Source organism: Streptomyces sp. NPDC005393 (assembly GCF_040606675.1).
Lineage (GTDB): Bacteria > Actinomycetota > Actinomycetes > Streptomycetales > Streptomycetaceae > Streptomyces.
Genome location: NZ_JBEXFG010000005.1, coordinates 109,529 through 121,262 on the forward strand (window position 1 = coordinate 109,529; position 11,734 = coordinate 121,262).

The window sequence follows — 11,734 nt, forward strand, 5'->3', positions numbered from 1 at the left end:
CTTCGCCGGGCGCGCTTCCCGGCTCCGGCTGCGCTTTCGCTCCTGCCTCCGGCCCGCTCCGCGCGCCTACGCCGACGCGCGCCCACAGGGTAGGCACAGGGGCATGAGACGAGACCCGATCCGGCTGGGGCGGCGGCGCTCCGAGACTTTAGGCAGCCACCATGGGGCGAGCCTCTAAGATCATGGCCCCACATCGGGCTATTGCGGGCAGGCTAGGTGCTGCCCGAGTCGCCATCAGCTTACGGGGCCATGATCTCTCGCCCCATGGCAGCTCCAGCCCAAAGTCTCTCCACGCCGCCGCGTGGGCGCGTGCCCGTTCCGTGCCCTACAGGGCGGTAAACCACGGGAAGCCACGGCGATTGACGGGCAATCACACAGCAGGCCGCCCCCCTGCCTGTATGCCCAGGTCAGGGGGCGGTTACCTGCGGAGGCTGAGGGATTTGAACCCTCGGCGACATCGCTGCCACGACGCTTTTCAAGACCGCGCGCGGCTTGACTCATCCATTGAGACCCCGCCTGCCTAGGCCGCTCTGCTACCGGTGCCCGCTAGCCCCGTTCGAAAGTAAGAATCACTTCCTCCTTCATCCTCCCGTCGAGTGCCCCCTTCGAGTCCCTTGGAGGTGGCAAGTACCGTCGGCTTTCAGGGAGACTCCGCGACACCCGAGATCGGTGGACCAGTCCGTTACGTTGCCCCAGGCGGAGAAGGATGTTCTCTATTGAGACTTGGACCCCGTTCATTCGTGCGTCCGCCATTACAAAGGAAACCAGCCCACCCGGTTTTACCACTCGGGCCAGCTCTTCCATCACCTGATCCATATCGCGTACGTATCGGCCGATGATGCGCACGCTTCGATCCGGCAGCGAACCACTGTAGGAGGTTTCTACAACCTCTTGGAGAGGCACTTCAACCATGAGACCGGCTTCGGATCCAATATTCCCCGACCTGAGTGATCTCAGATAAGAGATGGAATAGCCCATCCATACCAAACTCATGCGATGCCCACGAAGGTAGTCGATTGCGATTAGATACGGCGGGCTCGTCATAACCGCATCAACACTCGCCTGCTCGAATGGCAGATTGCGCGCATCAGCACGCAAAATAACTGGAGACGGGGTTGGGCTGCCACTACGGCAGTTCAACTCCCGTGAATTCGAAACCCGAGCGGCAACCGCCTTGGCAGAAGCGATGAACTTCTCCACTGGATCAAAGGATGCATTGTCTCTTACTCGATGCGGGCGGGAATGTGAGACATCTCTGGCTCTCGACGCTCCTACATCCTTCGAAATAATTAGCCGCGAATACGCGCACCATAGGGGCGCCATCAACTGCGGGGGAGCCTGCATGATGGCAGACGCCAGCGCAGAGAGGCGGGCTCGCGCCGTTGGATCGAACCAAAAGTCAATGAATTTTGACGTCTCAGGGTCCACCTGAACATCAACATCCTGCATCGCCATGGCCTTTTCATGAACGACACTGGCCTGTTGCAGGAAGTCACTCAACTGATAATCGGAAGCCAGAGTGTCCGCAATCACAATGGCCAGGGGGTCCGTATCACAACCGAAGGCACGATGGCCTGACCTTGCGGCCATAATGGGGAACGTCCCGGATCCCATCATCGGATCGAGAACAACCGCATCACTGGTGAGACTCGATACTTTGGCCGCCGCCAGCTCAGGGGCCATACGTGCGGGAAACGGATGCACAGCAGCTCGGGTAGCAATCATTCGTGTTCTCCTCCGCGCTGCTTCGGCACCGGGATAGCACCCTTGTACGCGTCGGCCAATCGACTCGGGTACTCACCCAAGGTCTGACCGAGTTCTCCCAGCAAGCCTTGAGGGGTTGCATTCAAAGCGACGACTTGCCCATCAAAATACATGGTAGCCGGCGCCAAAGCAGCGAGCCCTCGCACGATGGCGGAAGTCTCTTCACGGTCTAAATCGATTCCTCGGCGTTCATAAACGGCAGTCATGATCGTGTCGACCGTTACAGGAGTTCGACGCTCGGAATATTGTACGAGGAGCTCAATTACTTCACTGACTGGCGGCGCTGCCGGTGGAGCTTGCTCTTGGATAGCGTCGACAAAGGCCCGGGCACCGTCGGGAGTGTGGATGTCAAAGAGTTCTCGCAGCTTGAACGGAGTCAATCTCCGTAGAGGAAAGAGCTCAACGAGACGTGCCAGATCCTCGACAGTGATGGGAGTGATCCCATCATTGCGACAGATATCGCCAATCAGCGCCTTGTCGTCCCCGTCCCCCTGGAAGCCAGGCGCTACAATCAGTGTGTACCGAGGGGCAACCGCAAGTTTGAATTGCTCAGCCGCTCGCTCTCGATGAACTCTGAGCACAGAGGTGCGAGCCGTGCCGGCTTGGATCCGCGGCGGTTTCGTAGCAGCTTTTTGCTTCTCAGGGTCAAGCATTTTACGCGCATCTGACCCACTTGATTTTGCGTCGTAGGTCAAGGCATAGCTTTCACTGCTTTCCGAACCGCGCCTCCCTAGGCGAACCGTCGCGACTCCATCGGGAGTGCCCTTGCCTCCGATACGTTGCACGTGATACCCCATTATCCCGAGGGCATCTGCAACCGCGTCCTCCAACGCCTTCTCATCATTGCTCGCATCTCGCAAAATTTTGGCGATGACCGGAGCGGAACGCGGATAATAATTGGCCAAGTCCCGCAGAAATGAATCACGACGTTTCATGATGCGGTTCACGGTCGCAGCATCAATATTCTCATCCAGCATATAGGCCTGCGTCAGAAGCTCAGTGAGTCCCAGTAGCTGGAGGGCTTCCTGTGTGCCTTCATTGTCAATGTAATTACTGATGAAGGGGTGACTCTGGTTTAGAACTGCAGCTCGCCTCTGGGGATCATAAGAGATAAGCCGGTTCTCTTCGGCCGCGGGTTCAACGATGACCCGCTCAAGGATGTCCTCCTCGTCGTTGACTAGATTTCCGGAGATGAGGGAGTCATCCGGCTTAATTCCAAGCGACTCTCGTACCTGTTGGTCTCCGTGGGAAGCTCTCCGCAGCATCCTCCTAAGAGGGCCCTGCGTCAGGCCGGGGGGTGGGTTCGAGATACGCCCTTGCTGCGTCAGCAACGGCATTCTATCTTTTTCGTCGAGCGATGCCAAAGCTGAACGTGCTTTGTTGAAGACAGAGTGCATATACGCCTTCAACTCTCTGACACCGGGGGAATCCTGAAGACTCTCACGCGGGCTCGCCACAAGCGCGTCCAAGTCATCAGCATTGATGATCATATTGAAGCGCGTTAGCGTTCCATGGCTCAGTTCAACGCCCACGTTGAACTCGGGGTCATCCAGGTTAATCAGCCGGCTTCGCACCCTGACGAAGAAACCATGGCTCCGCCCGAGCCTCTCACTATTGCCCCGCTGAAGCGGGTCTTTGAAAAGTTGAGCCTGTCCCCAAACCGTACCGGCGAGAGGCAAAATGTAGGCCGGGACCTCTTTGCCATCCATTTCAACGCGCTTAGACTTGCCAATCCGGCGGTCCGGAGGAAGCGAGTCTTCCGACTCCCCAATCGTAAATCGCCATATCTCTTCACCTTGAGCCTTCGACGCCTCAATGGCGTCGCCGTTGTAAAAGAGATTGAATGATGGGTTAAGAGGAATGGCTGTAGATAGAACCCATCGCAGACGCCCCTGCTGAATGCCTTGGGCCGGCTTCTTGAGGCGTGTCATTACGGCGGCAGTCCAATGGGACGTCCCTTCCCCTGCGTCAGGGAAAAGAAAGTCCATGACCGGCTTCATTCGCACGCCATAGTCACGGAGGTTCGAGAGCAACGCCTCACGAGCTTCGTCACGAGTGAGCTCAGCTACTTCCAAGTTCAAGGTGTGAGGATCGCTCATCTCTCCTTGAACCATTTGATAGTCCATCGTTACCGCACGATAGGTGCCATCCTTGAGAACGATATATGTGAGCTCTTCGGCCAGCACATAGGTCGCCAGTTTGCCGATACCGAACTTGCCGATTGGTTCGCGCTTTCCTCGCGTACCCTCATCGCGTTTCTTAGACTTACCGATACGCCACAGGTCCTGGAGCCCTTGGACATCCATGGACTCACCGTCATCGACAACTAAAATCGACGCGTTAGGGGCAGACAGGTCGCCCGGCATGTAGACCCATACGTTTTCCGCCCCGGCGTCGTATGAATTTGAGACGAGCTCTTCGAAGGTTTTGTTAGGGGAGCTATAGAGGCCCTCGGAAAAGCGCTCGATGATTGCCAGCGATATCCGCACCGGGACGAGATCCGTTGTTCCCGCAGAAGCGACTACGAAGGGCGCAGGACTGACGCTCACTTCCTCACCGAACGTCAGCTGCTCGGACGCGCCATCCGTCGGCTCAATCATCGCCCCTCCACCTTCCCCTGCTCCACCAAGGCCAGTGCTACTGGCTAGCGCACCGACGGTCACTGATTGTCTACGCTCAACTCAGCGCAGTCTACGAGGCAGTGGGCCTTCACATGCTTCGAATCCTGGTGCGACGGAGGCACCTTGGGGGCAGGAGCCTCGGACGCCCTGAAGCGCTGGGGGTACCTAACTCAACGAGGGTGCCGGCGACGTACCACAACTGTGCAGCCTGACCGCCGCCAGGACTACACCACGTCGAGGTCCGGCAGTGTCGGCGCCCGCGACGGCCGCACTCGATCATCAGAGAGTCCAGGCGTCCAACCAGCACGTCGTACCGACCCATGCGAGGTCCGTTAGCATCAGCGTCTTCCTGGCCCATGGACCATCCGTGGACAGATCCGATGCCACTTGACTGAGTAGGCCCCCTGACCAGCAGGTTGCCTATGAGCCGACAGGCCCTCCGGAGCCGTGTGCTACTTGACGCCTGGCACACGCCCTCGGACGGCGCCGCCCACGCCACCGGCGGGCTGGGCCGTCTGTGGGCCGTCCGAGGGCGGCCAACGACGACAGATGACGACAGTCGACGACAGCCCTCCCCCTGCTCAGCGACGGTGTCTCGGGTGCCAGTGCAGGTGCCCATCAGTGAAGCAGAGTTGAGGAAGTCCAGAGGTTCGACGGAGGACGGGCGCCGGTCGAATGCGGCTTTCGTCTGGGCGCGGGTGGTGGGGAGCATGGCCCCCTGGGCCCTGGCCAAGGCCGGAACCCCGGGCTTCCGGGCATCGTGGGGTGCGGTTCGGCACCGGGGAGGACCCCCTCTTTTTTCGCTTGACCTCATAGTTGCGCCAGATCAAGCGTTTTTTTTGGGGGGGGGTACCTCCCCGGGCGCCGCGCCCCGCCGAGCACCGTGCACGGCGCCTGAGTGCGGTCAGCGGGCTGTGAGCAGTTGCTCCACAGCCGTGCGGATCGACTCCTCCCGCTTGCAGAAGGAGAACCGGACGAGCCACGCCGGGGCGTCAGCGCTCTGGTAGAAGGCCGACGTGGGGATGGCCACCACGCCCGCGCGCTCCGGCAGTTCACGGCAGAACGTGACACCGTCCGCGTAGCCCCACGGCCGTACGTCCGCCTGGAGGAAGTACCCGGCATCCGCGCCGTACGGGCGCAGGCCGGCCCGCGTCAGGCCGTCGCTCAACAGGTTCCGGTTGTGGCACAAGGTCTCGCGCAGGTCCGCGGCCCACTCCTCCACCGAGCCGAGGGCGCGCGCCAGCGCCTCCTGATACGGCGTCCCCGACGCGTAGGTGAGGAACTGCTTCGCGGCGGCGACCGCGGCGACGAGCGGAGCCGGGCCGCAGACCCAGCCGATCTTCCAGCCCGTGACGCTGAATGTCTTGCCCGCGGAGGAGATCGTCAGCGTCCGTTCCCGCATGCCGGGCAGCGCGGCGATCGGGAGGTGGTGAACGCCGTTGTAGACCAGGTGCTCGTAGACCTCATCGGTGACCACGGTCAGCGAGTGCTCACGGGCGATGTCGGCGATCACGGCCAGCTCGTCAGGCGTGAACACCTTCCCGGTCGGGTTGTGCGGAGTGTTCAGCACCAGCACCCGCGTCCGTGGCGACACGGCAAGGCGCAGCGCGCCGGCGTCCAGAGCGAAGCCGTCGCCGTCGCTCACCAGCGGCACGGCCACCAGCCGGGCGCCGGCCAGCCGGGCGTCCGCCGCGTACGCGTCGTAGCAGGGGTCGAAGGCCACGACCTCGTCGCCGGGGTCGCAGAGCGCCAGCAGGGCCGAGGCGAGCGCTTCCGTGGCGCCCGTCGTGATCAGTACCTCTCCCTGCGGGCTGTAGTCGAGGCCGTACCGCCGTAGCTGATGCTCGGCGACGGCCTCACGCAGCGCGGGGAAGCCGACAGCGGGCGGGTACTGGTTGTTGCCCGAGAGCACCGCTTCCGCCACGTCCTTGAGCAGGGCGTCGGGGCCGGCCAGCTCCGGCACGCCCTGGCCGAGGTTCACGGCCCCCGTACGGCGCGCCAGCTCCGTCATCTCCGTGAAGATCGACGTACCCATGTCCCGCACCCGCGCCGCAGGGCCCCAGCCCGCCGTACCCACGACGCCGCGCGCGTCAGCCGTCCCGCTCGTCCCCATGCGATCCTGCTTTCCGACGTCCGTCCAGGTCGGCCTTCACGATAGGCGCACGCGGCGGAGGACCGGGCCAGTCGTGACCAAGGCCAGGAAATCCCCCGCCGTACGCACGGTGTCCCCGGATACCCCCGAGTGGACGCCTCCGGTCGCGCCCGGCGGCGGCGTCCCGCATCGTCTTGGTGTGTCGCGCCGAGCCCCGTCTTCCCCGCGGGGCTCGGCGCACGACCGCCGCGTGCCCGGCCCCGGAGGCGCCCCGTGTCCGCCGACACCTCCCTGTCCATACGAACCCCGGAACCGCCCGAGAAGCCTCCGGCGTATCGCCGAGCGGCGATTCGCGCCCGCGCCTCGCTGCGCCGGGCCGGGCCGGCGCTCGCGCTGTACGCCACGGTGCGGATCGCCGGGATGGGGTGCGTGGCGCTCTGGGCCTGGCGGATCGGCAAGCATCCACGTACCCTGATCGGCCACTCCTGGGACGCCATCTGGTACACGGGCATCGCCCAGCACGGCTACGGCACCACCCGCACGGCCGTCGACTTCCCCGACCGCCTCTTCAGCGACCTGGCCTTCTTCCCGCTCTACCCGGCCCTGATCCGGGCCGTCACCAGCGTCGTGCCACTTACCGCGGTGACCGCCGGGCTGCTGATCGCCTGGGCGGCGGCCGGTCTGGCGGCCTGGGGGATCTTCGCGGTCGGCGACCGGCTGCACGGGCGGCGGGTGGCCACCGTGCTGGTGGTGCTGTGGGGGCTGCTGCCGCACGCGATCGTGCAATCCATGGCGTACACCGAGCCGCTGCTGACCGCTCTGGCCGCCTGGTCGCTGTACGCCGTACTGACCCACCGCTGGCTGTGCGCCGGAACGCTGGCCCTGCTCGCCGGGGTCTCCCGGCCCAATGGCATCGCGGTCGCCGCGGCCGTGTGCTGCTGCGCCGCCGTCGAGGTCTGGCGCCACCGGACCCGTGCGTCCTGGCGGGTCTGGGCGGCCGCCGCGCTCTCACCGGTCGGCTGGTGCGGCTTCCTGGGCTGGGTGGGCAGCCGGCGCGGCACCTGGCACGGCTATTTCGGCGTCCAGGACGACTGGGGCTCGCACTTCGACCTCGGCGTGGGCAGCCTCCACTTCATCCGCCACCTGATCACCGGCCGTGACGCGCTGGCGCACTACATGGTGCTCGCGGTCCTCGGCGCCATGCTGGTCTTCCTCGTCGCGTTCGCGCTGCGGCCGCCGCCGCTCGCGCTGGTCGTCTACACCCTCGCCCTGGTCGTCCTCGCGCTCGGCGGCACCAACTACTTCGCCTCCAAGCCGCGCTTTCTGCTGCCCGCCTTTCCGCTGCTGCTCCCGGCGGCCCTGACCATGGCAAGAGCCCGGCCACGCATCGCCGTCCTGGTGGGCGGTGCGCTGGCCGGGCTCTCCTGTCTTTACGGGACGTATCTGCTGGCCGTGGCCCGCGTCCCCATCTGAGCGGGGGCCGGGCCCTGCGGCTCAGGCCTCGTCGTCGCCCGGCTTCTCGTCGTCGCCGGACTCTATGTCGGCCTCCAGACCGAGCTGTTCGACAAGCCACTTGTCGAACTCGATGGAGGCCCGCACCCAGCTGACCGTGCTGGACACGAAGTGCTCCAGGCTGACGCCGGTGCCGATCAGCATCTGCGCCTCGCCGATCAACCGGACCGTGCCGTCGTCATTGGTGTGGGTGTAGACCTTGGGCCACAGCGTACGGCGGTTCCAGTCGTCAATCGCCTCGAGCAGCCGCGGCTTCTCATCGATGACGTGCGGACGGTCGTAGAACGTGCGGACGGAGAAGACCTGCTGCTCCTCCTCACCGCGGAACATGAAGTAGGTGCGGAACTGCTCCCACGGCGCGGCGAGGTCTCCCTCCTCGTCGACGACGTACTTCAGCTCCATCTGCTCCAGCAGCTGCTTGACCAGGTCCTGGTCGGGCAGCACGGGGCCACTCGGACCCGCCGGTTCGGGCTCGGGCTGGCCCCCGAAATTCGGAATCGAGGACGGGTCGATGCTCACCGTGGATTTCCCTTCGTATGGATACTGCCATCCTCCCTCACACCCGCCCCCGCCGTGCAACCCAGGCCGGACTTTGCCCGGTCCGACCACCGGCCGGGATGCCGCTACCGGGCCGGTCCCACCATCAGCTCGCCATCGATCCGGTCGACCCGGATCGTGTCGCCCTCCCGGACCTCACCGGAGAGGATCTCCTTGGCCAGCCGGTCGCCGATCGCGGTCTGCACCAGCCGGCGCAGCGGCCGCGCCCCGTACGCCGGGTCGTTGCCCTCCTCGGCGAGCCAGGCCAGCGCTGCCGGGGTGACGTCGAGGGTGAGCCGCCGCTCGGCGAGGCGCCGGGCCAGCCGGCCGATCTGGAGCTCGGCGATGCGGGCCAGTTCGTCCTGGCTGAGCGCGGAGAAGACCACGAGATCGTCCAGCCGGTTCAGGAACTCCGGCTTGAAGGAGGTCCGCACGGTCTCCAGCACGCTCTGCGTCTTCTCCTCGTCGCCGAGCAGCGGGTCCATCAGGTACTGGCTGCCCAGATTGGAGGTGAGGACGAGGATGGTGTTGCGGAAGTCCACCGTCCGGCCCTGGCCGTCGGTGAGCCGGCCATCGTCGAGAACCTGCAGCAGGATGTCGAAGACCTCGGGATGGGCCTTCTCCACCTCGTCCAGCAGCACCACGCTGTACGGGCGGCGGCGCACGGCCTCGGTGAGCTGACCGCCCTCCTCGTAGCCGACGTAGCCGGGCGGGGCGCCGACCAGCCGGGCCACGCTGTGCTTCTCGCCGTACTCGCTCATGTCGATGCGGACCATGGCCCGCTCGTCGTCGAAGAGGAAGTCGGCGAGCGCCTTGGCCAGCTCGGTCTTGCCGACGCCGGTCGGGCCCAGGAAGAGGAACGATCCGGTGGGCCGGTCCGGGTCGGCGATTCCGGCCCGGGTCCTGCGCACGGCGTCCGAGACGGCCCGTACGGCCTCGGTCTGGCCGATCAGCCGCTTGCCCAGCTCGTCCTCCATGCGCAGCAGCTTCTGGGTCTCGCCCTCCAGCAGGCGGCCGGCGGGGATGCCGGTCCAGGAGGCGACCACATCGGCCACATCGTCCGGGCCGACCTCCTCCTTGACCATCGTGTCGCGGTCCCCCTGCACCTCGGCCTCGGCCTCGGACGCCGCCGTGAGCTCGCGCTCGACGGCCGGGATCTCCCCGTACAGCAGCTTGGAGGCGGTGTCGAAGTCCCCGTCGCGCTGGGCGCGCTCGGCCTGGCCGCGCAGCTCGTCGAGCTTCTCCTTGAGCTCACCGACGCGGTTGAGGCCCTGCTTCTCCTTCTCCCAGCGGGCGGTCAGGCCCCGCAGCTCCTCCTCCGTGTCGGCGAGGTGGCGGCGGAGCTTCTCCAGGCGCTGCTTGCTGGCCTCGTCCGTCTCCCTGGCGAGCGCCATCTCCTCCATCCTCATCCGGTCGACGGAGCGCTGGAGCTCGTCGATCTCGACCGGGGAGGAGTCGATCTCCATACGGAGCCGGGAGGCCGCCTCGTCGACGAGGTCGATGGCCTTGTCGGGGAGGAAGCGGGAGGTGATGTACCGGTCGGAGAGGGTCGCGGCGGCGACCAGCGCGCCGTCCGCGATCTGCACCTTGTGGTGGGCCTCGTAGCGGCCCTTGAGTCCGCGCAGAATGGCGACGGTGTCCTCGACAGTCGGCTCGGAGACCAGGACCTGCTGGAAGCGGCGCTCCAGCGCGGCGTCCTTCTCGATCCGCTCGCGGTACTCGTCCAGGGTGGTGGCGCCGACCATGCGCAGCTCACCGCGGGCGAGCATCGGCTTGAGCATATTGCCCGCGTCCATCGAGGAGTCGCCGCCGGCGCCCGCGCCGACCACGGTGTGCAGCTCGTCGATGAAGGTGATGATCTGGCCCTCGCTGGACTTGATCTCGGCCAGGACGGTCTTCAGCCGCTCCTCGAACTCGCCGCGGTACTTCGCGCCCGCGACCATCGCGGCGAGGTCGAGGGCGACCAGGCGCTTGTCGCGCAGGCTCTCGGGCACATCGCCCTTCACGATCCGCTGGGCGAGCCCCTCCACGACGGCGGTCTTGCCGACGCCCGGGTCGCCGATCAGCACCGGGTTGTTCTTGGTACGGCGCGAGAGCACCTGCACCACGCGCCGGATCTCCTGGTCCCGGCCGATGACCGGGTCGAGCTTGCCGTCGCGCGCGGCGGCGGTGAAGTCGGTGCCGAACTTCTCGAGAGCCTTGTACGTGCCCTCCGGATCGGGCGTCGTCACCCGCTGTCCACCCCTGACGTCTTCGAACGCGGCGAGCAGCTTCTTGGCGCTCGCCCCTTGCCGGTCGAGCAGCTCCCCGGCCTGGCCGCCCTTGGCGGCGATGCCGATGAGGAGGTGCTCGGTGGAGACATAGTCGTCCCCGAGCTCCTTGGCGCGCTGGGCGGCGTCCGCGACGACCGCCAGCAGCTCGCGACTGGCCTGTGGCGGGGCCACGGTGGAGCCCTGCACGCTGGGCAGGGCGGCGAGCAGCCGCTCGGCCCCGTTCCGCACGAAGGCCGCGTCGGTCTCGACGGCGGCCAGCAGGTCCATCACGTTTTCGTTGTCCTGGCCCTGCAACAGGGCGAGCAGCACATGCGCGGGCGTCATGTCCGCGTGTCCGGCGGACACCGCCCGCTCATTGGCGGCGCTCAGCGCCGCCCGGCTCTTGTTGGTCAGCTCGGCATCCACGTCGCTGTGCCCCTCCTCGCTCCGACTCCACTCTCGATCCTGCCCTACCCAACCTCCGTAAACTTGAGTCTAGTTCACTCAACCTCTGCGACGCCACTCTTCTGGCTTAGGTTCTGGACCATGGCCATCGATCCCCGCAACCCGGACCCCGGCTACCTCGACTTCTGGCGCGAGCGCCATCTGTGCACCCTGACCACCCCGCGCCCGGACGGCACCCCGCATGTCGTCCCGGTCGGCGTCACCTACGACCCCGAGGCGGGGCTCGCCCGCGTCATCGCCAACCGGCACAGCCGCAAGGTCGCCCATGTCCGGGCGGCGGGCGACGGCGGCGCACCCGTCGCCGTCTGCCAGCTGGCGGGAAAGCGGTGGGCGACCCTGGAGGGGCTCGCGGTGGTCCGTACGGAGCCGGAGCTCATCGCGGACGCGGTACGCCGCTATGCCGAGCGCTATCAGCGCACCCCGCGCCCCAACCCGGACCGGGTCCTCATTGAGATCACCCTCACCAGAGCGATGGGCCGGGGTTGAGGAGG

The 11,734-nt window shown here is 65.7% G+C and carries 7 protein-coding genes; 2 read left to right on the plus strand and 5 right to left on the minus strand.

Translation table 11 applies throughout. From position 1 onward, the window contains the following. Positions 1 to 546: 546 nt before the first annotated feature. From ABZS71_RS07780 to ABZS71_RS07790, 3 genes are all read right to left on the minus strand, one after another. Entirely contained in the window at positions 547 to 1,725 is a 1,179-nt protein-coding gene (locus tag ABZS71_RS07780) for a hypothetical protein (RefSeq protein WP_356208279.1), read from the minus strand. Then, complete coding sequence (locus ABZS71_RS07785; protein WP_356208281.1) at positions 1,722 to 4,364, minus strand: ATP-binding protein; 2,643 nt, start codon at positions 4,362 to 4,364, stop codon at positions 1,722 to 1,724. Before ABZS71_RS07785 ends, ABZS71_RS07780 begins: the two co-directional genes overlap by 4 nt. 925 nt (positions 4,365 to 5,289) lie before the next feature. Next, on the minus strand, positions 5,290 to 6,498 hold the full coding sequence (locus ABZS71_RS07790; RefSeq protein WP_356208282.1) for an aminotransferase class I/II-fold pyridoxal phosphate-dependent enzyme: 1,209 nt from the start codon (positions 6,496 to 6,498) through the stop codon (positions 5,290 to 5,292). A 252-nt stretch (positions 6,499 to 6,750) separates the two neighbouring features. On the opposite strand from ABZS71_RS07790, the gene ABZS71_RS07795 reads away from it, so the two are divergent. Further along, positions 6,751 to 7,950, plus strand: a complete 1,200-nt coding sequence (locus tag ABZS71_RS07795) for a hypothetical protein (protein WP_356208284.1) — start codon at positions 6,751 to 6,753, stop codon at positions 7,948 to 7,950. Positions 7,951 to 7,971: 21 nt separating this feature from the next. Here ABZS71_RS07795 and ABZS71_RS07800 read toward each other — a convergent pair whose 3' ends face one another. Together ABZS71_RS07800 and clpB are read right to left on the minus strand one after the other, a co-directional pair. After that, positions 7,972 to 8,508 carry a YbjN domain-containing protein gene (locus tag ABZS71_RS07800; RefSeq protein ID WP_355850007.1) on the minus strand — a complete coding sequence of 179 codons (537 nt, stop codon included), beginning with the start codon at positions 8,506 to 8,508 and terminating at the stop codon, positions 7,972 to 7,974. 104 nt (positions 8,509 to 8,612) lie between these two features. Further along, positions 8,613 to 11,204 carry an ATP-dependent chaperone ClpB gene (clpB, locus tag ABZS71_RS07805; protein WP_356208286.1) on the minus strand — a complete coding sequence of 864 codons (2,592 nt, stop codon included), beginning with the start codon at positions 11,202 to 11,204 and terminating at the stop codon, positions 8,613 to 8,615. Between the two features lie 120 nt (positions 11,205 to 11,324). Here clpB and ABZS71_RS07810 point away from each other — a divergent pair, with 120 nt between their 5' ends. Then, complete coding sequence (locus ABZS71_RS07810; protein WP_355850013.1) at positions 11,325 to 11,729, plus strand: TIGR03618 family F420-dependent PPOX class oxidoreductase; 405 nt, start codon at positions 11,325 to 11,327, stop codon at positions 11,727 to 11,729. Positions 11,730 to 11,734: the final 5 nt, after the last annotated feature.

Excerpts from the sequence above, each read along its gene's own strand:
- ABZS71_RS07810 (WP_355850013.1), top strand. The coding sequence starts at position 11,325 with ATGGCCATCGATCCCCGCAACCCGGACCCCGGCTACCTCGACTTCTGG.
- ABZS71_RS07780 (WP_356208279.1), bottom strand. The coding sequence starts at position 1,725 with ATGATTGCTACCCGAGCTGCTGTGCATCCGTTTCCCGCACGTATGGCC.
- ABZS71_RS07790 (WP_356208282.1), bottom strand. The coding sequence starts at position 6,498 with ATGGGGACGAGCGGGACGGCTGACGCGCGCGGCGTCGTGGGTACGGCG.
- ABZS71_RS07785 (WP_356208281.1), bottom strand. The coding sequence starts at position 4,364 with ATGATTGAGCCGACGGATGGCGCGTCCGAGCAGCTGACGTTCGGTGAG.